A 25,720-nucleotide genomic window follows, 5' to 3' on the forward strand; every position below is an offset into this window, starting at 1 on the left:
TATAACGATAACAGAACAGGATACCCCACCACTTCACTGGCTGGCAAGCCTTTTCTGTAGATCAACTATTCGCTAGGCAAAGGAGGTGCTTGAATTTCCCGAATAATGACCACCCCAAGGTTGAGGTAAAAAAATATGTTCATAAATACTGAGTGCGTATCTATCCGTCATCCCGGCCACATAGTCACAGACGCATCTGTGGGCAAATTGTTGGTCTTCCCACTCTGGAGTCTTTTCTCCATAGGTCCAGTCCATGCCCTGTCGTCGAACTAAACCATTTTCTAAAAAATAGTGGTAGAGATCGGTGATAATTCTGCTAGCCTTTTCAAATTCTCGGTAGATTTTTTCTGTTCGATAGACATTTTTAAAAAGAAAAGAACGCATTCTGTCAATGGCCTCGAGCATCTCTTCACTGACATGGAGATTGCCATCGTCCCCCCGCAGGGTTTCGACAATAAGATCCCGAACCATGGAACCAATCCGGGCGGCATGACTATCGCCGACAACAGCACAAATTTCTTGTGGTAGATCCTTTCTCTTTATCACTCCCGCTCGCAGGGCATCGTCCATATCATGGTTTACATAGGCGACTATGTCGGCCAAGCGGACAATTTGCCCTTCAAGGGTAATAGCCAGACTCTTGGTGTTTTTGGGTAATATTTCTCCTTCGCCTTTGGAGTGACGGACAATACCGTTTCGTACCTCAAGGGTAAGGTTAAGGCCCCTGCCATCGTGCTCCAGCATATCAACTACTCGCAGGCTATGTATATAGTGGCGAAAGCCCTTGGGGTGCAATTTGTTGAGCGTTGCCTCTCCTGCATGGCCAAAAGGGGTATGACCAAGATCATGTCCCAGGGCAATGGCCTCGGTTAGCGATTCATTGAGACAGAGGGCCGCTGCCACGGTGCGTGCTATTTGGGAAACTTCTAAGACATGGGTAAGACGGGTGCGGTAGTGATCGCCGGTGGGAGAGAGAAAGACCTGGGTTTTATGTTTCAGACGGCGAAAGGTCTTGGAGTGAAGGATGCGGTCACGGTCCCTCTGAAAAGAGAGGCGGATGTCACCTATATGCTCTTCTTCAGGAATCATTCTCCCCCTTGAGTTTTTGCTTAGGGTGGCAAAGGGAGAGAGAATTTCTGCCTCTCGCTCTTCCAGCTGTTGTTTAAGTGATCGTCCCAAAACAGGTTGATATGTCATGAACCCTCCGCTGCATAGTGCTTGCTATAATTATGAGTAAAAACAAGTATAAGTTCAATTCCTTACTAGAACATAACATAAAAAAAAATTATGGCAAAAATTTTACATTTCTCTTTTTTTTCTATACACTAAAATAGAATTAGTCGTCCTCTCTTATACTAAGCAACAGGACAATTATTGATAGATAATTGCAGGCAGAGCTCAATTATCTCAAGATAAAAAGGAGCAAGGTATGACCCAGGTAAGTCTTAACGGTACCATAATAGAAACCATAGGTGATTTGCCGGAAGTTGGAGATATGGCAGCAGATTTCTCTCTTACCGCATCGGATTTATCGACAAAAACCCTTGACGATTATACAGGAAATACGGTGGTCTTAAATATTTTTCCTAGTATCGACACCCCTGTTTGTGCCATGAGCGTTCGTAAATTTAACAGTGATGCCGCAGGTAAAAAAAACACTAAGGTTCTTTGTATTTCTGCAGACCTGCCCTTTGCGCATGCCCGTTTTTGTGATGGTGAGGGATTGAAAAATGTTATTCCCCTCTCTGCTTTTCGCTCCCCAAATTTTGGTAAAGATTATGGGCAGACAATTATAACAGGGCCGCTGACAGGACTTCTCGCTCGGGCCGTGGTTATTATCTCGCCTGCGGGTAAAATTCTCTATACAGAGCAGGTGCCAGAGATCACTCAAGAGCCTAATTATAGTAAGGCCCTTCTCCTTCTTGCAGAGTAATATCTTCGGCAAAAGTATAAAAAATAAGAAATATATTTGCAAAATACAGATTTAACTTATAGAGATGTTTTCTGAAGACCATAAACACTCCGTTGTTTTGGACAGAGGAGCTTTCTTGTTTTTTATTACCTATGCTAGGAGAATACAATGTCAGATATTATTTCGGCAGTAGATGCCATGGAAGTTCTCGACTCTAGGGGAAATCCTACCGTACGAGTTTTTGTTACTTTAGATAATGGCACCACATGTGCGGCATCTGTTCCTTCCGGAGCAAGCACAGGCGAAAATGAAGCAATAGAGCTTCGAGACGGAGATGCATCCCGCTATCTCGGCAAGGGAGTGCTTAAAGCTGTTGATAACGTAAAAAATATTATTGCTCCTGCCGTAATTGGCAAAAAAATTACTCATCAGGCTGCAATTGATAATCTGATGATTGAGCTTGATGGTACCGAGACTAAGTCCAGTCTTGGCGCTAATGCCATTCTCGGTGTTTCCATGGCCGTCGCTCGTGCCGGTGCACGTTCCAGTCGCCTGCCACTCTACCAATATCTCGGCGGACCAGGCGCCAGACGCATTCCCGTGCCTGCCATGAACATCATTAATGGTGGAGAGCATGCAGATAACAGTGTGGACATCCAGGAGTTTATGGCTGTGCCTGTGGGCGCACCAAGTTTTGGAGAGGGTCTACGTTATATTGCAGAGACATTTCATAATTTGAAAAAGATCCTTAAGAGTCGTGGTCTTGCAACCAGCGTTGGTGATGAGGGTGGCTTTGCGCCAAACCTTGAAAGCAATGAGGCTGCCATGGATATCATCATTGAAGCCATTGAGGCCAGTGGCTATACCCCAGGAAAAGATATTGCCTTTGCACTCGATAGTGCAGCGAGCTCTTTTTCTCCAGATCTCTGTGGTAGCTATGACCTGAAATGGTCTGGTGGTGGCAAAAAAGACAGTGCTGATATGATTGCCATGGCTCAAAAATGGATTGAGAAATACCCAATCGTTTCTTGGGAAGATCCACTTGCTGAAAACGACTGGGCAGGTTTTCAAAAACTGACAGCTGCCGTTGGCGATAAAATTGATGTTGTCGGTGACGATCTCTTTGTTACCAATACCAAGTATATCGCCCGTGGTATTGAAGAGAAGAGTGCCAACTCTGTACTTATTAAGCTCAACCAAATTGGTACAGTAACTGAAAGTATTGATGCCGTGCGCATGTGTCGTGAGGCGGGTTGGAGATACTTTATCTCTCATCGATCCGGTGAAACAGAAGATACCTTTCTTGCTGATTTTGCCGTAGCAATGGACGGTGGACAACTCAAAACAGGTTCCGCAAGTCGAAGTGAGCGTATTGCTAAATACAATCGTCTTCTTGAAATCGAGCGAGAGCTTGGTGCTAATGCCCTTTACTACTGGTAGATTCCTCTAGGATAGATATGGGAGTCAGTTAGCTGTCTGGTCTGACTCCCTTATCCGTAAATTCAGTACCATTTCATTCTTTTCTGTCTAGCCTCTGTTAATCTTGGAAAATCCCCTCTGCAATAAAAATGTATCAGCAAAAGGTATGGGTAGATCCTGCTCTTGATGAGATCTGCTCTTAGCCGAGCTGGTCTTTAGGAAAAATGGTCAATTCTTTAAAGTTATCCCGTAGAATGTTATTCTTAAATTTCTTGTGTCTGCAGGAGAAAGACTGTAGGTTTGCCCTGTTTTTCGAAGTTTTTCATCTTGAAAAGGAACGGGTGCAGAATTATGGAAGGAATTGATCTGAGTTTTCAGATATTTATTTTTCTCTTTATTGTTGGTGCGGTGGCAGGACTTGTTGATTCTATAGCAGGAGGAGGTGGACTCATTGCCCTACCGGCCCTCCTCTTTGTCGGTCTGCCCCCACAGCTTGCTCTGGGAACCAATAAATTGCAGGGTTGTTTTGGCACTTTTTCTGCAAGCTATAACTTTGTTAGAACAGGCCATGTCTCCCTGCGCGGGGCCTCCTCGGGTATAATCTTTACCCTCTTGGGGGCTGGGCTTGGTGCTTGGCTTGTTCAGCAACTCTCAGCCGGTTTTACCCAGTACCTCATCCCGGTCATGCTCTGTATCGTTTTTCTCTATATCATGCTCTCTCCCCGCCTTGGTTTTGAAGAGAGGGGGGCCAAGATGTCGATATTTGCCTTTAGCCTGGTCTTTGGTATGTCTCTTGGTTTTTACGATGGATTTTTTGGTCCCGGCACAGGTTCTTTTTGGACAATGGCCTGCATGACCATGATGGGAATGAATATGACCCGAGCCTCGGGTTATACAAAGATAATGAACTTCACCCAGTAATATTGCGGCACTTTCTCTTTTTGTTGCGGGTGGGAATGTCTGTTATTCAGTGGGCCTGACCATGGCTCTGGGGCAGATACTGGGGGCATCCGTGGGTTCCCATCTTGCTATTAAAAACGGAGCAAAATTTATCCGCCCCGTTTTTTTGGCAGTTGTTTTTCTTACTATTACCAGACTCATCTATAATCAAATTTCTCCTGCAGGCTAGGCAGGGAATTATTTTTTTCCTTCACATTCTGGGCAAATGGTTTTTATAAAACGATCTTCACCATTTTTTTCTATAAGTTCAAGGTAGTCATGCCATGTTCCCTCGTCAATATCTTCAATTTTGTGGCATTTTTCGCAGACGGTGAGGCTGTCCTGCAGGGTGTCGAGTTGATTGATGGCATTTTTTAATTCAGTGACGGTGGAGGCAAGCATGTCCTGACTGCGAACAAGGCGATCGGCAACACGTACTCTGGCCCGCAATTCATCACTGTTAAAGGGTTTGGTGATATAGTCATCGGCGCCGGCATCAAAACCAAGCAGTATATCATTTTTGCTGCCGTGAGCGGTTAGCAGTATAATATATGGAGGGTTTTCGCTCTCCTGTTCCCTCAGCCTTTTGCATACTTCCAGTCCATCAACTTCGGGCATTTCCCAGTCAATTATGGCAATCCTAGGTGCCTCTCCACGACCAAAAAGCTCCATGGCCTCTTTTCCATCCTTAGCTTCCAGAACGTCGTAGCCCCAATTTTCTAAACTTACCTGCACCATTAGTCTTGTTACAAGTTCATCTTCTGCCACAAGCACTTTCATAGTCGTCACCTTGTCGTTAAATAAAAAATAATATCCACCATACAATACAGAAGACCTTACAGTAAAAAGGTTCTATTGTTCCATGTTTTTTTGCTGAGGCCTATTTATCTTCATAGACTAAGAGTAGGTCTGGTAAGCCCTGTTCTCTTCCCCCAAAAGATGGGAAAATGGGGTAGGGGAAAAATATATATTTTTAAATTCAGTTGAATAGCGGTTAATTTTTTTGCTACCCTTAGCTTACAGTAGAATGCATTTTTCAGGATTTGACCATCCGCAATAGATAGGGAGGATGGAGCAAACCAACCTTTCACCTTGGTACATTTTTTATGAAAACCTTTTGTATAAAAAAAGGTCTTAATATTCCCATTAAAGGTGTTGCTGGGCCGCAAATACGGCAGGGAAAAGTTGTAGATAAAATAGCTTTGATTGCCGATGATTATGTTGGCCTGAGGCCAACTATGAAGGTTGAGGTTGGTGATAAGGTTATCTGCGGTCAACTTCTCTTTACCGATAAGCAAACGCCCGGTATTCGCTTCACCGCCCCGGCAGCAGGCACGATCAGCGCAATTAACAGGGGGGGGAAACGTAAATTTCTCTCTCTGGTGATTGATCTCGCCAAGGATCTTGCCTGTACATTTCTTCACCCTGAAGATGTTTATACGTCTGAAAGTATTGGTGATATTCTTATTCAGTCTGGACTGTGGACATGCTTTCGGACCCGGCCCTATGGCAAGATTCCCGGCATAGAGACAAGCCCCCATTCACTTTTTATTACGGCAAGTGATAGTGCACCTCTGGCTCCCTTGCCCCAGAGCATTATCGCTGAATACAGCGATGAGTATAGTGAGGGACTCAGGCAGCTTCGGGCATATTTCTCCTGTCCCATATATTACTGTACCAATCAGGAGGCGTTGCTCCCCGCCGAGGAACTGGAGGGGCTTGATTACAACTGTTTTCTGGGGCCTCATCCGGCAGGACTTGCCTCGACTCATATTCATTTTCTTGACTCCGCCAGCGAAGATAAGACCGTCTGGAATATATCCTATCAGGATGTTATTTCCATTGGTTATCTCTTTCGTACGGGCCGCCTGATGACAGAGAGGATCATTGCCATTACCGGTCCGTCAGCTCGTCAGCCCTCTCTTCTGCGCACCCATATAGGGGCCGATATTCATCAACTCTGCCGTGATGAGGGGTCAGGGGCCGGGGTGCGAACCATCTCCGGCTCTGTCCTTGCGGGCCGACAGGTAACAGATGAAGAACACTTTTTAGGCCGTTACCACAATCAAATATGTATGCTCGAGGAGAGTGCGGACAGATCACCTTTTAATTGGGCAATGCCGGGTAGAGATAAATTTTCCGCTCGGCCCATTTTCGCCTCCCTCTTCTCTAAGGGCAAGACGTTTTCAATGAAGACAGCACTCTATGGAGGTTTTCGGGCAATTTATCCTCTGGGCAGCCATGAGCAGGTCATGCCTCTTGATATCCTGGCGACCCCATTTTTGCAGGCCATATCAAATCATAATACCAGTAAGGCAAAGGATCTCGGTTGTCTGGAACTGATAGAAGAAGATCTAGCGCTCTGTAGCTTTGTTTGCCCGGGAAAAAACGAATTTGCTAGTGTTCTTCGTGGCGTATTGGCTAGCATAGAACAGGGCGATTAAGGACTTAGGATAAATCATATAACTGAGATAGAGGAAGAGATGAGCGTCTTAAATACCTTGTTAAGAAAGATCGAGCACCTTTTTACGGAAGGGGGCAAAGGCCGTTGGTATCCACTCTATGATGCCTTCGATACCTTCCTCTTTGGTAGCAATCTTACGACAAAAACTGCTCCTCACGTGCGAGATGCCATAGATTTTAAAAGGATAATGACGATTGTCATTATTGCCCTCATTCCCTGTACCCTGATGGGTATTTGGAACACAGGTTATCAGGCAAATATTATTATCCATCTACAGCCGGGTGCCGAGTTAGGTGGTTGGCGAAGCCAAATCATGGCTCAGGTCGGTATTGATCCCCGCAGTTTTTTTTCAAACTTTATCCATGGCGCCCTCTATTTCCTGCCCATTTATCTTGTTACCCTTATTGTAGGCTCCTTTTGGGAGGGGCTCTTTAATTTGATTCGCGGTCATGAATTTTCCGAGGCATTTTTGGTCACCAGTCTCCTCTTTGCCCTTATTCTTCCTCCAAATATTCCACTCTGGCAGGTGGCCGTTGGCATTAGCTTTGGGGTGGTTTTTGTTAAGGAGGCCTTTGGAGGAGTGGGACGCAATTTTATGAATCCCGCCCTGGCAGCCCGGGCATTTCTCTTTTTTGCCTACCCAGGGCAGATCACCAGTGACAAGGTCTGGACAGCCGTTGACAGTGTCAGTAGCGCTACTCCTCTTTCTCAAATTGCCTCCAGCACTGGAGATTTCTCATCCCTTGCCATCAGTTGGCAGGACGCCTTTTATGGCATGATCCCCGGCTGTATTGGCGAAACATCTGCCTTGGCCTGTCTCATTGGTGCTGCCATTCTTCTGCTGACCCGGATAGCCTCCTGGCGAATTATGCTCTCCATGACCCTTGGCGCTCTTATTTGCTCCAGCTTTTTTTGGTTCTTCTTGAGTGGCGACAGGCCAATTTATGGTATCCCACCATACTATCATCTGGTATTTGGCGGTTTTGCCTTTGGTCTGGTTTTTATGGCAACGGATCCTGTGTCGGCTGCCCATACGCAGGTGGGGCAGTGGCTCTACGGTCTCTTTGTCGGCTTTTTGGTCATCCTTATTCGGGTCCAGAATCCCGCATATCCGGAAGGGGTCATGTTTGCCATTCTTCTCGGTAATGTCTTTGCCCCACTCTTTGATTACTTTGTCATAGAGGCCAACATAAAGAGGAGGAAGCTACGCCATGTTTGATATTCGAGTGGCAAAACCCTTTTATTCAGCCTTGATTCTTGCCTTTGTCTGTTCGGCCCTGGTGGCTGCGGCAGCCGTTGGCCTGCGTCCCCTGCAGGAGGAGAATAAAAAAAATGATCAGCAAAAAAACGTTCTCTATGCAGCCGGCATATACGATAAAACCAAGTCCGTTGACCAAATGTTTACGGCAGTCACTCCCCGTCTTGTCGACTTGAAAACAGGGGCCTATATTGCCAGCGATGTTATGACCCCGGAGGAGTACAATCAGGATGAGGCCAGAAGCAATGAGAGGACAAGCAGGCTCCTGCCTTCTGATGAGGATATTGCCAGATTGAATAGACAGGAAAACATTTCCCTGGTTTATCTGGTGAAAAAAGAGGGGGTACTCAGTCAGATCATCCTGCCCGTACGGGGTAAGGGGCTGTGGTCAACCATGTTTGCCTATGTGGCAATCAGTTCTGATCTTAATACCATTACCGGGGTCTCATTTTACCAGCACGGGGAGACTCCCGGCCTTGGTGGTGAGATAACCAATCCACGTTGGTTGGCAAAATGGCAGGGGAAAAAAATCTATGACCAAGAGGGGGCTACGGTCTTTCGCATTGCCAAGGGCAGGGCTCAGGGTAAAAATATTGCCTATCGGGTAGACGGACTTTCCGGGGCGACATTTACTGCCCGGGGTGTCAGTGATCTTATGCTCTTTTGGTTTGGCAATGATGGCTTCAAACCCTATTTGAGCCGATTGGAGAGGGAGAAATATAATGGCTGATACTAATAGAGAACTGCTACTACGCTCCATTTTTAAGCGTAATCCTATCGCCCTTCTGGTTCTGGGGGTCTGTTCGGCCCTTGCCGTCACCGGGCAGATGACGACGGCTCTTGTCATGGCTGTTTGTGTTACTCTGGTGGTGGCTTTTTCCAGTCTTATCATAAGTCTGGTCCGTTTTCAAATTCCCAATAGCGTCCGTATTGGCATCCAGATAACCGTTATCGCCACCCTGGTTATTCTGGTGGATCAGTTTCTTAAGGCATTTTACTATGATCTCTCCAAACAGCTCTCCATCTATGTGGGTCTGATTATTACCAACTGTATTGTTATGGGCCGGGCCGAGGGCTATGCCATGCATAATCCCCCTATAGCAAGTTTTGTCGATGGTATTGGTAATGGGCTTGGTTATGGATTTATTCTCATGTCCGTGGCATTTTTTCGTGAGCTCCTTGGCTCGGGTAGCCTCTTCGGGATCACTGTCTTACCACTCACCACCGACGGTGGCTGGTATCAGAGAAATGGTTTATTGGTGCTACCGGCCAGTGCCTTTTTTCTTATTGCCCTGCTGATCTGGTTGTTTAGAACCATTGATCCCAGCCAACAGGAGAAAGAGTAATGGCCCACTATCTTGATATTATCGTCCGCGCTATATTCATAGAGAACCTGCCTCTTAGTTTTTTTCTGGGTATGTGTACCTTTCTTGCCATCTCTAAGCAGGTGAAGACAGCCATGGGGCTGGGCTTTGCCGTCTTGGTTCTGCAGATTATAACCGTGCCCATTAACAATCTCCTGCTTACCCATGTTCTCAAGCCGGGGGCCCTGGCATGGCTTGGTCAGCCCGATCTTGACCTGCGCTTTCTTGGTTTGCTCACCTATATCTCTATTATTGCCGCCGTGGTGCAGGTACTGGAAATGGTCCTGGACCGTTTTATCCCCGCCCTTTACAACAGTCTTGGTATTTTTCTGCCCTTGCTCACCGTCAACTGTGCAATTTTGGGAGCAAGCCTCTTTATGGTGGAGAGAAACTATACTTTTGCCGAGAGTGCGGCCTATGGTGTCGGGGCCGGGGGAGGTTTTTTTCTGGCCGTGGTCTGTCTTGCCGGCATTCGGGAACGTCTTGAATATGCCAATCCTCCTGCTGGTCTGAAGGGGCTGGGCTTGACCTTTATTACTACAGGGCTCATTGCCATCGCCTTTATGGGCTTTGCCGGTATGGAAATATAATAGCTGAAAGGTGTCTGCTTATGAATGAAGTCTATTTTGCCATCCTCTGCTTCGTTGCCATTCAATTCATCCTGGTCGCACTCATTGTCCTGGCTAAAAAAACACTTTTGCCAAGTGGTGAGGTGCAAATAACCATTAACGAGACTAAGGAGTGTCGCGTTCCGGCTGGCGGTAAGCTCCTGACCAGCCTTGCCGACAATGGTATTATCCTCTCCTCGGCCTGTGGTGGGGCAGGAAGCTGTGGCCAGTGCCGGTGCATTGTAACCGAGGGCGGAGGTAGTATTTTTCTTACCGAGCGTTCGCTGATCAATAACCGAGATGCCAATCGGGGTATGCGTCTCTCCTGTCAGGTGCCTGTTAAGAGGTCCATGCGGATCCTTGTCCCGCCTGAAATGCTTGAGGCGAAAAAGTGGCGCTGTAGGGTGGCATCGAACAGAAATGTGGCCACCTTTATTAAAGAAATGGTCCTTCAGCTTCCAGAGGGTGAGAGTGTTGACTTTAAGGCCGGTGGCTATATTCAGATTGAAATTCCTGCCCATAGCCTTGCCTATAAAGATTTTGATATTGATGAGCGTTTTCTGTCGGATTGGACAAAGTTTAAGATGTTTCAGTATAAGTCTCTGGTCGCAACTCCTGTCACCCGGGCCTATTCCATGGCCAACTATCCTGGGGAAAAGGGGATCATCAAGCTCAACGTCCGAATTGCCACGCCCCCTCCCGGTGAGGTGGCCGCGCCTCCGGGTAAGTCATCCTCATATATATTTAATCTTCAGGAGGGGGATGAGGTAACCATCAGTGGCCCCTTTGGCGATTTTTTTATGGACGATAGTGATTCTGAGGTGCTTCTCATCGGTGGAGGTGCAGGAATGGCTCCACTGCGCAGCCATGTCTTTGATCTCTTTCAGGGCAAGCATACTGGGCGTAAGGTCTCTTTTTGGTATGGTGGTCGGAGTCTGCAGGAGGTGTTTTATCAGACAGAGTTGAACGCCCTTGCCAATGAATATGATAATTTCACATATCATTTGGGGCTTTCTGATCCGCAAGAGGAGGACAACTGGACTGGGGAGGTCGGGTATATCCATCTCATCTTATATGAGAATTATCTCAAGGATCATCCTGCCCCTGAGGATATCAACTACTATCTCTGTGGTCCGCCAGTAATGAACAGGTCAGTACAGGAGATGCTTGATAATCTGGGTGTTGAGCGGACAAATATTCACTTTGATGATTTTGGAGGGTAGATGATGGGGACATTTTTGCTTTTACTGCTCATTACATTTTGTCTCTTTCTCCTAGCGGCGGGCTTAGTTAATTTTTCTAAGCGCCGCCAGGAAAAGAGCAAGCTCAGCTGTCTCTGTGGTGGGGCGGGGGGCAATCATTGTTCAGACCGGAAAAAGTCGTGCAAGGAGCTTTAGGTGGAGCTACCCGCCCTTTTCTTGCCCTGCTGGAAATGACGATGCTTGGCCAATATTTCCGTTAAGTGTACTACCTTAATCGTTGAACCCGCCGAGGCAACGGCACTGCGCCACTGCATCAGGCAGCCGGAGCAGGTGGTGGTGATGATATCAGGGTTAAGGGCCAGGACCTTATCTCTCAGATCGTCACGGATAGCAGTGGATATTTTCATCGCCGCAAGGGAAAACAGGCCTCCCATGCCACAGCACTGGGGGCCATCTGCCAGTTCCACCAGCTCTATTCCGCTACATTCTTTGAGTAGCTTACGAGGTTCATCGACGATATTCAGCTCGTTGCGGAAATGACAGGGGTCGTGGTAAAATACCCGTAGATTCTTTTGTTCGTTTACTGCCTTCTCTTCGCTCTTTTTCTCGTCCTTTTTCAAGGTCTGCAAAAATTCAGTCAGCTCGACACAGCGTCCGCTGATCCGTTTGGCCCGTTCCTGCCATGCCTTCTCATCTGCGAAAACATTTTCCAGGGAGTGCAGTTGGAAGAAGCAGGAGGCGCAGCTGACCAGAATCGGTCCCTCTGTTTTTTCTAAGGCGATAATGTTTTTTTCTGCAAGCCTTCTTGCCCCGGCCAGATCTCCAGCAGAAAAGGCACTGAGCCCACAGCAGGAAAGTCCTGTCGGCACCTGAAGACTGTAGCCTAGGGTGGCAAAGAAACGACGGTGTTTCTCCAGCAGGGCAGGGGTGATATAGCTGGTAGCACAACCGGGAAAGTAAAGCAGTGGCTGGAGATCAGGGTCTGTAGGCAACGGGCAGGGGGCTGTCGCCTCCGACTCTTTACTGTCTGTCAGATGATCTTCACTTAACATGGCCAGACGCAGGCGTAGGCCACTCTCGGCAGGTAGTCCTTTGGCTAGTAATCTGTCAAGGTGCAGAGCAATCTTGCGTAGGTGGACAAGCATTTGAGGGCGTTCAAGCGCTTTGCCTGCCAAGTATTTTTTGTAGCCACCCGGTATTACAGTGATTTCACTACGTACCTGCCGGACATGGGCAAGGGTGTCGATTCCCCGAGGGCATACCTGCGAGCAAGCACCACAGAGCAGGCATTTGGAGAATATATCTTTAACGTCGGCGCCCGAGGCATCTTCCCCTATTTTTTGCAGGTGTTGTCGGCCGCGGGAAGAGTAAAATTCTTTGCCACCACTTGCCCTGTAAACAGGGCAGACCACTGTGCAGGCACCACAGCGGGCGCACTCTTTTTCCGGCCCTTTTTTTGTCTGCCCTTTTTTCATTATTTTCCCCAGAGTAGGAAGGCCTTGATAAAGCCATCGAGACCGCCGTCAAGTACAGCATCGACATTACCTGCCTCAAAATCTGTACGATGATCCTTAATTAGACGATATGGTTGCAGTACATAGGAACGAATCTGGCTTCCCCAGGAGATGCCCTTCTTCTCGCCGTGCAGTCCTTCCTGCTGATCTGCTTTTTTTTGCTTTTCGAGCTGATATATCTGGGCAATAAGCATCTTCATTGCCATCTCTTTATTGCGATGTTGAGACCTTTCATTTTGGCACTGGACAACAACGCCGGTCGGCAGATGGGTTAAACGAATTGCCGAGTCGGTCTTATTTACATGCTGACCACCTGCGCCACTGGCACGATAGGTATCTACCCGCAGATCTTTTTCGTCGATATCAACATCAACCGTATTATCGAGTTCTGGCATGACCATCACCGAGGCAAAGGAGGTGTGGCGTCTGCCACTGGTGTCAAAGGGAGAGATCCGTACCAGGCGATGGATGCCAAGCTCTGAACGCAGATAACCATAGGCCCATTGCCCCTTGATCAGAATGGTAATACTCTTGGTACCTGCCTCATCACCGGGGAGTAAATCAAGGATCTCGGTCTTAAATTTATGGCGTTCCGCCCAGCGCAGATACATACGTAGGAGAATATCAGTCCAATCCTGGGCCTCGGTTCCACCGGCACCTGCGTGGATAGAAATAATGGCGTTGCAGCTGTCATGTTCACCGATGAACATGCACTCCAGCTCGATGGCGGCCAGGGCGTTGGCAAAGCTCCCTAGCTTCAGCGCAATTTCCTGCTCAATTTCCTGGTCACCCTCTTCGGCGGCCATCTCAAGAAGCATTTCACTCTCTTCGAGGTCGTCCCACTTATTCTGCCAGCCTTTAACTTTATCCTGAATCTGGCCATGCTCTTTTTGTATCTTTTGGGCAGTGGCAGCATCATTCCAAAAATTGGGGGCAAGGGTCTGACGTTCCAGCTCTTCTAGTTTTTCTATAAGATGAGCTAAGTCAAAGATGCTCCTTCAAGGCCTGCAGTCTGGCCCTCAGTTCAGTGATTTTTTGTTTAGAGACCGCTGCTCCATCATCAATAGCCATATCCTTCCACCTCTTTATAATTCTAACAACTTGATCATAATCGTTTGAGCTGGCAACTTTTCCTTCTGTAGAGGAGAAGATAGCCGCCCACTATCAATAAACATAATGGCGCAAAAAGATAGCCCCAACAAACAAAAAACGTTCGTTTTTCCAGGAGAGGGATCTCTTCCACCCCCACCCAGGAACTAAAGAGTGGTGAGACCTGTACCAGCGTTCCCAAGGGGCTGATGAATGCCGAAAATCCCGTATTTGCAGAGCGGACTATACTGCGTCTTGTCTCAACTGCCCGCATAGCTGTCATTGCCAAACTATGATATGGGGCACTCGATCTACCATACCAGGCATCATTGGTCAAATTCACCAGAACATTAGCACCGGAGTCAACCCATTTTCTGGAGATGTCGGCAAAGACAGACTCAAAACAGATAAGCACCCCGGAACGGGCATTCTGCCAATCCAGGGTCTTCTCTACTCGACCCGGAGTGAAATCTCCCACGGAGACCACAAGCGGTTCCAGAAATGGCAGGTATTTTCGAAAAGGGACATACTCTCCAAAGGGAACCAGGTGACTCTTGTAGTAGGATCCTGAGAATCCTTTCCGGGAGAGTAGTTGTGCACTGTTATAATAGTCTATATCGCGTGCTTTTTGATCGACAATCCGGAACCAGGGGGCGCCAGTAAGGAGAGCATAGTCATAGCGACTAACGGAATCCTGCAGGGACTGGGTGTAGATAGACTTTTCCGGGTAGAAGGGGAGAGCGGTCTCTGGCCAGACAACCATCTCCGGTCTGTTTTGCCTGAAGAGCCCCTCGGTCAGGCCCAGATATTTTTCCACAGTCTGGCCTGTCTGATTGACAGACCACTTGAGGTTCTGTTCAATATTGCCCTGGACAATGGCCACCGTTATGGTCTTGGCCTCAGCCATTTCCAAGCTTATCTGTTTTTGCCGTAGCTGTGAATAGGCAGTTAGGGCAAGGATAATAAGCCACGGGGTAAGGAGGCTTATTGGTCTTCTTTTAATTCTCCCACCTCTTAGGAAAAACGAGATAAGCTGGTAAAAAGAGACGTTCAGCATGATAATGACAAAGGTCAGGCCATGGTGGCCAAAGAGATCGGCAAATTGGAGCAGGGAGGGGGTAAGGGCAAGCCCGTAGCCCAGATCCATCCAGGGAAAACCGGTGAAGAGATATGCTCGTAGCCAATCAATTCCCACCCAGAGTGCGGGCAGGAGCCAGAGCCCGGCTCTGCCTGTCAGGAAGGTCCGGCCCACCAGGACAAAGGTAAGCAGGTATATGCTCATATAGAGGGCAAGCATGGCCAGGGCTGGCAGGGCAAGATAAAGGGGCAGCCCGCCGTACTGTTTGAGAACGATGACAATCCAGTAGAGCTGCCACATATAGTGAACAGATCCTGCCAGAAGGGCGCAGGCACCTGCCTGTTTAGCTCCTGTTCCTTGTAGGGCAAAAAACAGAGGTATCAGGGCAAGAGGAAGCAGGGGCCAGAAGCCACCACTGCCTGGCATTGCCAGGGAGAGGGAGATGCCTGTAAGTAGGGAGAGGAGGTAGGGCAGGGATCGTCGACAGATATTCATTATTAGCTCTTGGCTCTCATATCGGTGATATGTACCTGAAGTATATGACGGTTTGTGGCATTTGTTATTTCAAAACGCAGTCCCGAGGACTCAACGATATCGCCCACAGCACCCAGGCGACCGAGGAGGTGGATAAGGAGGCCTCCCAGGGATTCATGCAGACCCTCGGGAAGCGTTACCCCAAAGTGCCTTTCTATTTTTTCTATGTCAATGCGGGCATGGGCGAGGAGCATTCCGTCACCAATCTCTTCAAGCTTATCCTGCTCATCGTCATATTCGTCGTCGATTTCACCGACGATTTCTTCTAAAATATCTTCCATGGTGATCAGTCCGCGGATGGCACCAAATTCATCGGTCACCATTGCCATATGTGCCTTTCGTTTTTGGAAATCACGGAGCAGGTCGACAATGGGTTTTGCTTCGGGGATGAAGTAGATTGGGAGCAAAAAATCCTCAAGAGAGACAACCTGGGAAGAGTTGTTCATGGCAAGTTTGAGTAAATCTTTGACATGGATAATACCGATGACCCTATCCGGGTTTTCCCGGTAGATGGGGATTCGGGTAAAACCTTGCTTAACAACACCGTCCACAATTTCTTCAACAGAGCTGGAAATTTCAAAGGAGATAACTTCAGCAACAGGGGTCATAATCTCTGCGGCCTGGGTATCCCGGAAATCAAAAATGGAGTTGATCATCCTCTCTTCAAGGCTTGAGATAAGACCCTGTTCTTCGCCTTCCTCAAGTAACTCCTGGATCTCTAGTTCAAGGTCTTCCTTTGTTCCCGGTTTACCGAAGGAAAATAAGGAGGATAATTTCTTGAGGAGGCTTTTCTGTTCACCCTCATCAGGAGGGTCTGCTTTTGTTTCTGCGTTCACAGGCTATTAAATTGGTAGAATTAATCTTTAGGAGGTAAGATACTTGTTACCATTCTGGGGAATAACTATCTCCGATACTCTACAGGATAGTCTATAATAATGTACAAAGAATGATCATTAAAGAAAGGAAAATCAATAAGCTCTTTTTTTTATCTAAGCAGGTGCCAATAAAACATAAATAGCAGATGCTACCGCTATTTAGGAAAATTTAGAGCCAAAGGCTTTAAAAAAAATCTTTGCCAAAAGAGCCAAGCAAGATTATATTACTGTTGTTTATGCTCGGCCTTCTCTTTGAATTTAGATTATTTTAGCTGCTCAGCATAAGAGAAAAAAGCTCTATAAATAAAGGCAGGATGTAAGGAACACACTTGCTTGATTACACCCATAACTGCCAATAATCACAACAAACGAGGAACAATTTGGAAGGAAAAGTTCTTATAGCTAATCGTGGTGAAATTGCCATTCGTATTATGAACGCCTGCAAAGACCTTGGACTTGACTACGTAGTAGTATATACGGATGCAGACAAAGATTCTGAACATGTGCAACAAAATATCACCCAGGGTCCAGGACAGAACGCATGGCGCATCACGAATTACACGGAACCAAATGATATTTTTGCGATAGCCGATCACACCGGTTGTACTGCAATCCATCCTGGTTATGGCTTCTTCTCTGAAGATTTTCGTTTTGCCAGAAGGGCAACCCTTCGAGATCGCCCACTGACCTTTATCGGTCCGAATTGGGAGGTTATTAAGAACCTTGGTGATAAGATTAACACCAAAAAGGTTGCAAATGAACTGGGTATTCCCACAATCCCTGGAACTTCTGCTCCTATCTACAATGAAATGGAAGCTGAGGAGATAGCCAGCAAACTCCTGCAAGATCAGCTTGCTCAGGGTATTGAGAATCCATCCATTCTGGTGAAAGCTGCCGCCGGTGGTGGTGGAATGGGAATTGAAGAGGTTACGGAAATTGAACAGTTTCGTCGTACCTATCGTCAGTTGCAAAACTATGCCAAACGTCAGTTTGGCGATGGTGGTGTCCTGATTGAGCAGTGTCTGCGAGATTATAATCACCTTGAAGTACAGTTGGTCTGCTCTAAGCATAAAGAGATTGTTCATTTCGGTTCGAGAAACTGTACCATTCAGTCCACTGGTCGACAAAAACGGGTTGAGGCGGCACCGGGTTTTCACAGATCATGCTTTGACTATGACTTTGACGAAGAGAAGTTACTGGAGCAAATAGTTGAATACTCTATTCGCCTTGCCAAGCATGTTTCTTATGATAATGTGGGCACTTGGGAGTGGATTGTTAGTCGTTCCGGGCAACCATATCTGCTTGAGGTTAATACCAGAATTCAGGTAGAAAATGATATCTCTGCTCGTATCAGCTATCTGGATAACAAGCATCCGAATCTCCTGCGGGAACAGATCCGGCTGGGGCTGGGCGATAAGATGGGTTATAGCCAGAAAGATATCGTCTTTCGAGGTACCGCCATTGAGCTCCGTATTGTTGCTGAAGATACCCGCCGTGGTTTTGCTCCCTGGATTGGCACAATTGATGAGTTTAGCCTGCCTCAGTATGATTGGTCGGCAGTTTATACTCATGTACCAAGCGATAGACCCTACCCTATTCCTAGTGATTTTGATCCCAACCTTGCTCTCGCCCTTGTCTGGGGAGATAGCGTGGAGGAGGCCAAGGAACGGGCTGTTCAATTTTTAAAGGAAACAACTATTAAGGGTAAGGATTCAAGCGGCCAACCGATTATTACAAACCTACCATATCTTAGGGATAATCTTTCCAGACTGTTAAAGTTCTAAGAAGATTGCCTTAAAACGTATTTGTAATAACAAAATTCTACTAATAATAGGATCAGGTGCTTCCCTCTTTAAGAGAGCGCTGATATTTATATATGACTGAACAGTTAAAAAAATTGCATAAGATAGAAGAGAGGATCAACTATCTTCTGCAGGTAAAAGACTTCAACAACTGGGGAAATCTTGAAGAATTTAAGGCCGGTTGTGAGAGCATTAAAAACAGCATCTACGATTTCACCGCTGAAGAAACGGCCAGTGAAATAACTAAGCTTGACGAATCGATCTCCTTTCTTGAAGAGCGGGCGGAAGAACAGCTCACCCCCATGGAACGGGTGCGTATTGTTCGCGCCACCCAACGCTTTTCGCTCAAGGATATTTTAGAAAATGTCTATGAGGATTATACCGAACTCGGTGGCGAAGAGGATGCTAATATTGATCCAGCAATGGTCTGCGCTAAGGCAACCATCGTTCGTCGCATAAAAGACAAGCCATACACCTCCTCTGTTATGGTCATTGGCCAGGAAAAAGGGCACGGTGAGGAGTATCGTAACGGTGGCTCCTGTAAGCCGGAGGGAAATGAAAAGGCCCTCCGTTATATGAAGGTTGCGGAAACCGAAGGTATTCCCATTCATTTCTATATCTTCACCCCTGGTTCTTATCCCGTTGAAGAGTATCCAGGTGCCGCTCAGCAGATTGCCCGAAATATTTATGCCATGGCTAAGCTCCGTGTGCCCATGGTATCGATTATCTCCGAGGGTGGTTCCGGTGGTGCAGAGGCCATTGGTCTCTCTGATTACCGGATGATGGCCTCCCATGGTTACTACTCTGTTATCTCTCCCGAGGGCGCGGCTGCCATCGAGGGACGGGTAGGCGAGGGAAAGAAGGTGCCCCGCGAGCTTATTGAGGTTTGTGCCGATCGTCTCCGTCTTACCGCTAAGGATAATCTTGAGCATGGTACCATTGATCGCATCATCCAAGAGCCTCCTTTGGGCGCTCATCGTGATGACTTTGCCTTCTTTGCCAAGGTGCGCTCGGAGATGATTCGGGCCACGGATCAGGTTGTTCTCTCTACCAAGAGCTTCAGTGCCCTGCGTAGTTATGAGCTCATGCGTAAAAAATCTAAATCAGAAAGTGAAGAACTGCAGATCCAGGTACCTTGGGATCTGAGCCGGGATGAGATTCGTCGTCTGCTCAAACTACGCTCAAAAAAATATCTGAGCCTTGCCCGAAATGGTTTTACCGGCAGGATAGATAGCGCTGAGGGAAGCGGCAAGCAGCTTGCTATCAAGGCGGAAAAGCTCTACTACACGCTTCGCTATGACATTCTTAAGAGCCACCAACGTCAGGTACGCAAGGTTATTACCGATGTCTCCGGTGAAAGTTCTGTCATGTTCAAAAAGATTATCGATCCCGTCCATTCGGTTTTGAACACCATCAGTAACAAGGGCAAAAAAATCGGCAAAAGGCAACTTTCCTCGCAGAGTAGTTCGCCTGCTCCCAGGGTAGATCCACTTGAGCTGACCGGCACCTATACCAGTCCCCTTGCTAATCAGGATCGAACCATCTCCTGTCCTAATGCCGATAAGCATGGTTGTAAAGATATGTGGATTCCCGATCTCTTTGGTGAATTTGCCGGTGTCTGTGAAACATGTGGTCACCACTTTCCCATGGAACATCAGTGGTACCTGGAAAATGTCTTTGATAAGGGCTCCATCAAAAAATTTAATACCAATATCACTTCCGGCAATCCGTTGAACTATAAGGGTTTTATGGATCGTTTGAATGCTGCCAAAAAGAAGACCGGCGAGAAGGCCGGTAATATGACCTTCTTTGCTGAGGTTGACGGTATTAAGATTGTAGTCTGTATGCTCTACTCAGATTTTAGAAGTGGCACATTCGGCTCTGCTGAAGGTGAGAAGTTTGCCCAGGCATGTGCCATCGCTCAACGAAAAAAGCGGCCGCTTCTTGCCTATGTCCATACTACGGGTGGCATCAGGATCCAGGAGGGTACTCTGGGTGTTGCTCAAATGCCAAAGTGTACCATGGCTGTGCGTGAATATATTGATGCAGGTGGCCTTTATATGGTTGTCTATGACAATAACTCCTATGCAGGGCCTGTGGCATCTTTTCTGGGATGTTCTCCCTACCAATTTGCCATTCGCTCCAGTCGAGTGGGCTTTGCCGGTCCTCGCGTTATTCGAGAGACCACTGGTATCGATATACCACCTGATTACCACTCAGCTCGCAATGCCCTGCGCCGCGGACATATCCAGGGTATCTGGGACAGAAGAGAGTTTCGCCGAAACTTGCATAAGTCTCTTCTCACTATGGGAAGCTCAAGTCTCTACTATCGTTAATTAGGGGCAGTTGATCGTTTAAGGGCCTGGCAGATTATGTCAGGCCTTTTTTTTATACCCAGGGATGGGTTTGTATGACGCGGTGCCAGGGATGGCAAGGAGCGGCAATGCCCTGTCCTTTAGCAAACACCCATGTTAGTCCAGAAAGCTGTGAAAGAATAACAGCTGTCAGAAACGGCTGAACAGCAAAAGCATTTACCACAGAGACCACAAAGAACAGAGAGCCTTAAGACAAGTTATACCTTTACTACCGTTTCTGTTTATACTCTTTAAGCCCCTACTCTCCTGCACTGGCAAAAAAAACTCCTCCCGCCTGCTTCTCTTTCACAATTTTTTCTCTTATGTGTATAATAGGGAGGTCAAAGCTCTCCGAGGTTCATTTTGGCAGAGACCTAGTATTACCTTTAGTCTAAATATAAAAGAGGGAAAAAATGCGAATACTTATGGCTGTCTGTATGGTTTTTCTTATGAGTCTCCACGCTCAGGCAGGTCCTCTCCCTGCGGCCCCGCATATCGTGGTTGCTGGTGGCTCCGAGGTGAAGGCAGTTCCTGATACTCTCTCTATGTCTCTGCAGATAATAGAGGTTGGCAGGGATGCTGAGCAGGCTCGAGCAGAGGTTGAAAAACGGGCACGGAAATTGATCGAGACCGCTAAGGGGCTGGGGATAAAGGCTGGGGATATTAACTCTGCTGCTCTCTCGGTTACCCCCAAATATAATTGGAAAAATAATCAGCAAATCTATACAGGTACCGAGGTTTCACGGAGTGTAGCTCTGACCCTGCGTGATCTCTCTAAGTACGATGCCCTTATTCAGGCTGTGCTTAAGAGCAATGTTGTTCGTATCAACAGTACTCAACTCAGCTCTTCCAAGGATAAAGAGATTCAGGCAGAGGCCCTGCAAAAGGCGGTGGCCGATGCTAAGATTCAAGCTCAACTCTTGGTAGCGGGGCTTCCACAACAGGTAGGCGATGTTTATGCGATAAATGCCACATCTCGTCCCATGCAGGCAGCTCCTGCCATGTATCGTATGGCGGCGCAGGTAAATGACAGTGCCTTTGAACCCGGCACCCTCTCTTATTCTAAATCTGTTCAGGTAGTATTTTATTTAATCAGTAGGTAAGGATGCCCTGGGCAGGAGGACACCAGCCCTCCTGCCCTTCACCTCTAGCCATATAGGTAACTATGCCTCGTTTTTCAGCCTGCCTTCTTGCCCTCTTTATTCTGCTCTGCTCTCCGCTTCTCTCCACCTGGAGCCATGCCGATCAGGGCTTTGCCAGCTGGGTAGAGAACTTCTATCAACAGGAAGCACGGCCTGTAGGGATCAGCCGCCAGACCTTTGACAGTGTCTTCTCCCGGGTCACGGCCCCGGAGCCAGTGGTCCTCAAAAAGGCGAAATATCAGCCAGAGTTTACCACGGAGATATGGGATTATCTGGATATGCGACTGACTCCCCTTGCCGTTAGCCGTGGCCAGAAGATGGCTAGGAAGTATAGTCATACTCTGCAGAAGATAGAGACGCAATTTGGCGTGAGCCGTTTTGTGGTGCTTGCCATCTGGTCCATGGAATCTAATTACGGTGCTGTCCTCAGTAATAAGAGCCGACTTCACTATGTGCCGACAGCCCTTGCCACCCTTGCCTACCAGGACAAGAGACGGGCCCGCTTTGCTCGCAAACAGCTTATTGCCGTTTTGCAAATGGTGCAGGCAGGAGAGGTGCAACCTCAACAGCTGGTTGGCAGTTGGGCCGGAGCGATGGGTCATACTCAGTTCATCCCCAGCAGTTACAGGGCCTATGCGGTCAGCCTGGATAAGAGGGGAGGCAGTGATATCTGGAATTCGGTTCCCGATGCCTTGGCCTCTGCCGCTAATCTACTCCATAAAAATGGCTGGCAGACAGGGCGAACCTGGGGCTATGAGGTCATGAGCCCTGGGAATGGCGAGTTGTACAGGGATAAGAGCATGGCACTCGGTGAGTGGAGTCAAAAGGGTTTTAGGCGATCGGCCCATAGGCAGTTTCCCCATCTAGAGGAGAGAGCTTTTCTAAAGCTTCCTGGCGGAGGAAATAATCCGGGGTTTTTAGTAATTAAAAACTTTTCGGTTCTAAAAAGATATAATAACTCTGATTACTATGCCTTGGCCGTTGGTCTCCTGGCCGATCGCATTGCCGGTTTCAGGGGTATGCAACAGAAATGGATTCTTCCCCTCGGTGCCCTTAGTCTGGAGGAGAGATATGAGAGCCAACGCCTGCTTCGCTCGCATGGGTACTATGCCGGAACTATCGATGGTAATCTTGGTCGTGGCAGTCGGGATGCCATTCGTCGCTTCCAGCAGGTTCGGGGGCTGAAGGATACCGGTATTGCCAATAAAGACATTTTGACCCTGTTACGCAAGGCCAGAAAATAGTTGGAGCATCGTCCTCGTCTATTGGAAAATCCCTCTTTTCTCGGGGGATTTTTCCCCATCGCATTATTCTCGGTTGAACTCATCCTGATTTACAAATATGGCGGATAGAAGTATATTGGGCGACATTTATGATAATTACCCATACCTTCAATAGCTAAAAATAATAAAAGACATCATTGCCCATGAGGATATTACTCGTTAATCCGCCTAATAGTGGTCGTTCTATCCCCGAAGAACGCTATGGCATCACCTCCCTCAAGCAGATATTTCGTGGTGAACCGCTGGGCCTTGAGGTACTGGCGGCCAGTTTGAGTAAGCATGAGGTACGCATTTTGGATCTGAAGGTTGTCCCCCAACTGTTGGAGGAGACCCTTGAGCTATTTGCTCCGGATATAGTTGCCTTTACCGCCATGACCTGTGAGGCTCAGGCGGTTTTGCAATTGGCCTCTCAGGTAAGGGCCTGTGACGAGCGTATTCTGATCACCGTTGGTGGTGTTCATGCCTCATCTGATCCGGAATTTTTCAACAGGGAGATGATCGACTGGATTATTATTGGCCTCGGTGTTCAGTCCTTTCCCCTCTTGGCTGAGGCCTTGGAGAGAGGTCTCTTGGTAGAGATTGATGGAGTCGCCCGCAGCCAAGCGGGTAAAAAACTTGTCTACAGGCCTCGCTCTTTTAGTCAAGATGATCTCTTGACAATATCACCCCGATATGACCTTGTTCATGAGTATCGTCCCAGCTATATCCTGGAGACTCTGGGGCTTCAGCTTGGCTTTGTTTCCACTGCTGCCGGATGTCCCTTTGACTGCTCTTTTTGTTGTATTGGGCCCCTGACCGGTGGCAGGTATTTCACTGCCAAAATTGAAAATGTTATCCGTGATATTCAGAGAGTGCCCACCCCGGTTATTCGCCTGGTGGATGCCAATACCTTTGGCAAACCCAAGCATGCGGAAGAGCTGGCCCGGGCAATTGGCCACTATGGTATTAAAAAGCAGTTTATTGCCGATGTTCGCTCCGATACCGTTGTTCTTCACCCACAGTTGATGAGGCAGTGGCGGGAAATCGGCCTGCGAGCGGTGATTATCGGCTTTGAAGAGATTGACGATTCCGCCCTGGGGGCTATGAACAAGAAGAACAGCGCCGCAACCAATAAACATGCCATTGAGATACTGCATGATCTGGGTATTACCATTGTCGGCGACTTTATCATTTCACCGGATTATCGGGAGGAGCAGTTTGAGCGTCTCGATGCCTTTGTTCAGGCCCAGGCCATAGAGCTGCCCATGTATACGGTGCTTACTCCGCTGCCGGGGACTGCTCTTCATAGAGAGGTCCGGGATCAGATAATCCTGGATGATCTTGACTATTACACCCTGACGAATGCTGTTCTCCCCACCTATCTTGATGAGCAGCTCTTCTATCAACGTTATGCAGATCTCTTGGCCAAGGGACACCGCTCTGCAAAGGTTTAAATAATGTCTGTTTATATTACTGATATCGCATCTTTTCTGCCAAATGCCCCGGTGGATAACGAGCAAATGGAAGAGATCCTGGGTATGGTTAATCAGTTGCCCTCCAGAACAAGGCGCATCATCCTCCGTAATAACCGGATCAAGACCCGCTATTATGCTATTGATCCTGTGACGGGTGAAACGACTCATAGCAATACCCAGTTGACGGCCGAGGCGGTGAGGAGGTTGCGTCCAGCGGCCAACTTTCAACTCGATGAGATTGAATGTCTCTGCTGCGGTACTTCATCACCCGATCAGCTCATGCCCGGTCATGCCCCCATGGTCCATGGCGAACTGGGCAATGCGGCCTGCGAGGTAATGACTGCCGCCGGTATTTGCACCTCCGGGATGACGGCCATGCGCTATGCCTGGCTTAATGTTCTGGCGGGACAGAGTAGTAATGCGGTGGCCACCGGCTCTGAGCTGGCCTCGACCTTTATGCGTTCGCGTCTTTGTAACTCGGTGGTTAGTGAGGAGAAGATTGAGCAGATGGAAAAACAGCCCGTGCTCTCCTTTGAGGCAGATTTTCTGCGCTGGATGCTCTCCGATGGGGCTGGAGCCGCCTATCTGACCAATGCGCCCAGGGCGGAGGGACTCTCTCTGAAGATTGAGTGGATTGATCTGCTCTCCTTTGCCCATGAGCTCCCGACCTGTATGTATGCCGGAGCCAGTAAGGGGAAGAGTGGTGCGCTGGTCGGTTGGCGAGAGCACGCTCCCGTCGATGCCTTGAGTCAGGGGGCCATGCTTATTAAGCAGGATGTGAAGCTGCTCAACGAGGAGATCATTACCACCGCCGTTGAACGGACCCTCCCGAGGTTAATAGAGAAGTATGATCTGCAGGCCGAGGAAATTGACTGGTTTCTTCCCCACTACTCTTCGGATTATTTTCGCTTGGCCTTTTATGAGCGAATGGAAAAAATTGGCTTTGCCATCCCTTTGGATCGTTGGTTTACCAATCTCACCAGCAAGGGTAACACCGGATCGGCCTCTATCTATATCATTCTCGCCGAGCTCTTTCATTCGGGCAGGATCAAGCGGGGCGAAAAGATCCTCTGTTTTATCCCTGAGAGTGGTCGCTTTTCCATGTGTTATATGCTTCTCACGGCTTGTTAGTAGTTGGTAATGGTGGTGAGACTGTTTTCTTTTCCAGCGCATAAAAAAATTGCCTTACTGTAAAGAACATTTCAAGGGGTGTTCCTTGCATTTTTCTCCTCTCTTCTTTAGAACTTCTCCTTGTTTGCCATTGATCTATCCACTTGCGAGGAAGATTTAGATCAAAGTTAATATTGACAAGTTTAAATATTTTTTATTGACATTCCCCTACAGGGTAAAGGTATCTTCAGGAATCAGTAAATTGTTTTTATACGCAAAAACAAACACTTCTATGATATTCCAGTATTTACCTATTAAA

Annotated in this window: 22 protein-coding genes; 16 read left to right on the plus strand and 6 right to left on the minus strand. The window is 47.7% G+C overall.

Going from position 1 to position 25,720, the window contains the following annotated elements; genetic code table 11:
- Positions 1-72: 72 nt before the first annotated feature.
- On the minus strand, positions 73-1,197 hold the full coding sequence (locus DP_RS09165) for a deoxyguanosinetriphosphate triphosphohydrolase (protein WP_011189038.1): 1,125 nt from the start codon (positions 1,195-1,197) through the stop codon (positions 73-75).
- 232 nt (positions 1,198-1,429) lie between these two features.
- Here DP_RS09165 and tpx point away from each other — a divergent pair, with 232 nt between their 5' ends.
- The 4 genes from tpx (at position 1,430) to DP_RS18565 (ending at position 4,460) form a co-directional block, all read left to right on the plus strand.
- The gene (tpx, locus tag DP_RS09170) at positions 1,430-1,933 is read left to right on the plus strand and encodes a thiol peroxidase (RefSeq protein WP_011189039.1); all 504 of its coding nucleotides are present in this window, start codon (positions 1,430-1,432) and stop codon (positions 1,931-1,933) included.
- A gap of 147 nt (positions 1,934-2,080) precedes the next feature.
- Positions 2,081-3,352 (plus strand): phosphopyruvate hydratase, encoded by a 1,272-nt coding sequence (gene eno, locus DP_RS09175; RefSeq protein WP_011189040.1) that lies wholly within the window; start codon positions 2,081-2,083, stop codon positions 3,350-3,352.
- 330 nt (positions 3,353-3,682) lie between these two features.
- On the plus strand, positions 3,683-4,252 hold the full coding sequence (locus DP_RS09180) for a TSUP family transporter (RefSeq protein ID WP_228130134.1): 570 nt from the start codon (positions 3,683-3,685) through the stop codon (positions 4,250-4,252).
- 49 nt (positions 4,253-4,301) lie between these two features.
- Positions 4,302-4,460, plus strand: a complete 159-nt coding sequence (locus DP_RS18565; RefSeq protein ID WP_407637881.1) for a hypothetical protein — start codon at positions 4,302-4,304, stop codon at positions 4,458-4,460.
- Positions 4,461-4,468: 8 nt separating this feature from the next.
- Here DP_RS18565 and DP_RS16840 read toward each other — a convergent pair whose 3' ends face one another.
- On the minus strand, positions 4,469-5,050 hold the full coding sequence (locus tag DP_RS16840) for a response regulator transcription factor (protein WP_049785056.1): 582 nt from the start codon (positions 5,048-5,050) through the stop codon (positions 4,469-4,471).
- 326 nt (positions 5,051-5,376) lie between these two features.
- On the opposite strand from DP_RS16840, the gene DP_RS09190 reads away from it, so the two are divergent.
- Genes DP_RS09190 through nqrF form a run of 6 tightly spaced genes read left to right on the plus strand, consistent with a single transcriptional unit; the run spans position 5,377 to position 11,187 of the window.
- The gene (locus tag DP_RS09190; protein ID WP_011189043.1) at positions 5,377-6,714 is read left to right on the plus strand and encodes a Na(+)-translocating NADH-quinone reductase subunit A; all 1,338 of its coding nucleotides are present in this window, start codon (positions 5,377-5,379) and stop codon (positions 6,712-6,714) included.
- A gap of 39 nt (positions 6,715-6,753) precedes the next feature.
- A complete protein-coding gene (locus tag DP_RS09195; RefSeq protein WP_011189044.1) occupies positions 6,754-7,953 on the plus strand; it encodes an NADH:ubiquinone reductase (Na(+)-transporting) subunit B in 1,200 nt (399 codons plus the stop codon).
- Positions 7,946-8,722, plus strand: a complete 777-nt coding sequence (locus tag DP_RS09200; RefSeq protein ID WP_011189045.1) for a Na(+)-translocating NADH-quinone reductase subunit C — start codon at positions 7,946-7,948, stop codon at positions 8,720-8,722. The genes DP_RS09195 and DP_RS09200 overlap by 8 nt, the downstream gene beginning before the upstream one ends.
- Positions 8,715-9,338 (plus strand): NADH:ubiquinone reductase (Na(+)-transporting) subunit D, encoded by a 624-nt coding sequence (locus tag DP_RS09205; RefSeq protein ID WP_011189046.1) that lies wholly within the window; start codon positions 8,715-8,717, stop codon positions 9,336-9,338. The genes DP_RS09200 and DP_RS09205 overlap by 8 nt, the downstream gene beginning before the upstream one ends.
- Positions 9,338-9,946 (plus strand): NADH:ubiquinone reductase (Na(+)-transporting) subunit E, encoded by a 609-nt coding sequence (gene nqrE, locus DP_RS09210; RefSeq protein WP_011189047.1) that lies wholly within the window; start codon positions 9,338-9,340, stop codon positions 9,944-9,946. The genes DP_RS09205 and nqrE overlap by 1 nt, the downstream gene beginning before the upstream one ends.
- Before the next feature lie 20 nt (positions 9,947-9,966).
- Complete coding sequence (nqrF, locus tag DP_RS09215) at positions 9,967-11,187, plus strand: NADH:ubiquinone reductase (Na(+)-transporting) subunit F (protein WP_011189048.1); 1,221 nt, start codon at positions 9,967-9,969, stop codon at positions 11,185-11,187.
- Between the two features lie 170 nt (positions 11,188-11,357).
- Here the strand turns inward: nqrF and DP_RS09220 are convergent, their stop codons facing one another.
- The 4 genes from DP_RS09220 to DP_RS09235 all read right to left on the minus strand — a co-directional run bounded on the left by DP_RS09220 (position 11,358) and on the right by DP_RS09235 (position 16,217).
- Positions 11,358-12,641 carry a (Fe-S)-binding protein gene (locus tag DP_RS09220; protein ID WP_011189049.1) on the minus strand — a complete coding sequence of 428 codons (1,284 nt, stop codon included), beginning with the start codon at positions 12,639-12,641 and terminating at the stop codon, positions 11,358-11,360.
- A protein-coding gene (gene prfB / locus DP_RS09225) for a peptide chain release factor 2 (protein ID WP_193763854.1) occupies positions 12,641-13,751 on the minus strand; the annotation gives its coding sequence in 2 pieces (ribosomal slippage) (positions 12,641-13,666 and positions 13,668-13,751; 1,110 coding nt in all). Before prfB ends, DP_RS09220 begins: the two co-directional genes overlap by 1 nt.
- A gap of 34 nt (positions 13,752-13,785) precedes the next feature.
- Entirely contained in the window at positions 13,786-15,342 is a 1,557-nt protein-coding gene (lnt, locus tag DP_RS09230; RefSeq protein ID WP_011189051.1) for an apolipoprotein N-acyltransferase, read from the minus strand.
- Between the two features lie 2 nt (positions 15,343-15,344).
- Entirely contained in the window at positions 15,345-16,217 is an 873-nt protein-coding gene (locus DP_RS09235) for a hemolysin family protein (protein ID WP_011189052.1), read from the minus strand.
- A 419-nt stretch (positions 16,218-16,636) separates the two neighbouring features.
- Between DP_RS09235 and DP_RS09240 the strand changes: the two genes are divergently transcribed.
- From DP_RS09240 to DP_RS09265, 6 genes are all read left to right on the plus strand, one after another.
- Positions 16,637-18,040, plus strand: a complete 1,404-nt coding sequence (locus DP_RS09240) for an ATP-binding protein (protein WP_011189053.1) — start codon at positions 16,637-16,639, stop codon at positions 18,038-18,040.
- A 92-nt stretch (positions 18,041-18,132) separates the two neighbouring features.
- Positions 18,133-20,394: a carboxyl transferase domain-containing protein gene (locus DP_RS09245; protein WP_011189054.1), complete on the plus strand. Its 2,262-nt coding sequence runs from the start codon at positions 18,133-18,135 to the stop codon at positions 20,392-20,394.
- A 431-nt stretch (positions 20,395-20,825) separates the two neighbouring features.
- Complete coding sequence (locus DP_RS09250; protein ID WP_011189055.1) at positions 20,826-21,515, plus strand: SIMPL domain-containing protein; 690 nt, start codon at positions 20,826-20,828, stop codon at positions 21,513-21,515.
- A 62-nt stretch (positions 21,516-21,577) separates the two neighbouring features.
- The gene (locus DP_RS09255) at positions 21,578-22,798 is read left to right on the plus strand and encodes a lytic murein transglycosylase (protein WP_011189056.1); all 1,221 of its coding nucleotides are present in this window, start codon (positions 21,578-21,580) and stop codon (positions 22,796-22,798) included.
- Positions 22,799-22,980: 182 nt separating this feature from the next.
- Complete coding sequence (locus tag DP_RS09260; protein ID WP_041277838.1) at positions 22,981-24,270, plus strand: B12-binding domain-containing radical SAM protein; 1,290 nt, start codon at positions 22,981-22,983, stop codon at positions 24,268-24,270.
- Between the two features lie 3 nt (positions 24,271-24,273).
- On the plus strand, positions 24,274-25,422 hold the full coding sequence (locus tag DP_RS09265) for a beta-ketoacyl-ACP synthase III (protein WP_011189058.1): 1,149 nt from the start codon (positions 24,274-24,276) through the stop codon (positions 25,420-25,422).
- Positions 25,423-25,720 lie beyond the last annotated feature (298 nt).

This window comes from Desulfotalea psychrophila LSv54 (genome assembly GCF_000025945.1).
GTDB classification, from domain to species: domain Bacteria; phylum Desulfobacterota; class Desulfobulbia; order Desulfobulbales; family Desulfocapsaceae; genus Desulfotalea; species Desulfotalea psychrophila.

Coding starts and splice junctions, on each gene's coding strand:
- DP_RS09165 (WP_011189038.1), bottom strand. CDS start 1,197: ATGACATATCAACCTGTTTTGGGACGATCACTTAAACAACAGCTGGAA.
- tpx (WP_011189039.1), top strand. CDS start 1,430: ATGACCCAGGTAAGTCTTAACGGTACCATAATAGAAACCATAGGTGAT.
- eno (WP_011189040.1), top strand. CDS start 2,081: ATGTCAGATATTATTTCGGCAGTAGATGCCATGGAAGTTCTCGACTCT.
- DP_RS09180 (WP_228130134.1), top strand. CDS start 3,683: ATGGAAGGAATTGATCTGAGTTTTCAGATATTTATTTTTCTCTTTATT.
- DP_RS16840 (WP_049785056.1), bottom strand. CDS start 5,050: ATGAAAGTGCTTGTGGCAGAAGATGAACTTGTAACAAGACTAATGGTG.
- DP_RS09190 (WP_011189043.1), top strand. CDS start 5,377: ATGAAAACCTTTTGTATAAAAAAAGGTCTTAATATTCCCATTAAAGGT.
- DP_RS09195 (WP_011189044.1), top strand. CDS start 6,754: ATGAGCGTCTTAAATACCTTGTTAAGAAAGATCGAGCACCTTTTTACG.
- DP_RS09200 (WP_011189045.1), top strand. CDS start 7,946: ATGTTTGATATTCGAGTGGCAAAACCCTTTTATTCAGCCTTGATTCTT.
- DP_RS09205 (WP_011189046.1), top strand. CDS start 8,715: ATGGCTGATACTAATAGAGAACTGCTACTACGCTCCATTTTTAAGCGT.
- nqrE (WP_011189047.1), top strand. CDS start 9,338: ATGGCCCACTATCTTGATATTATCGTCCGCGCTATATTCATAGAGAAC.
- nqrF (WP_011189048.1), top strand. CDS start 9,967: ATGAATGAAGTCTATTTTGCCATCCTCTGCTTCGTTGCCATTCAATTC.
- DP_RS09220 (WP_011189049.1), bottom strand. CDS start 12,641: ATGAAAAAAGGGCAGACAAAAAAAGGGCCGGAAAAAGAGTGCGCCCGC.
- lnt (WP_011189051.1), bottom strand. CDS start 15,342: ATGAATATCTGTCGACGATCCCTGCCCTACCTCCTCTCCCTACTTACA.
- DP_RS09245 (WP_011189054.1), top strand. CDS start 18,133: ATGACTGAACAGTTAAAAAAATTGCATAAGATAGAAGAGAGGATCAAC.
- DP_RS09250 (WP_011189055.1), top strand. CDS start 20,826: ATGCGAATACTTATGGCTGTCTGTATGGTTTTTCTTATGAGTCTCCAC.
- DP_RS09255 (WP_011189056.1), top strand. CDS start 21,578: ATGCCTCGTTTTTCAGCCTGCCTTCTTGCCCTCTTTATTCTGCTCTGC.
- DP_RS09260 (WP_041277838.1), top strand. CDS start 22,981: ATGAGGATATTACTCGTTAATCCGCCTAATAGTGGTCGTTCTATCCCC.
- DP_RS09265 (WP_011189058.1), top strand. CDS start 24,274: ATGTCTGTTTATATTACTGATATCGCATCTTTTCTGCCAAATGCCCCG.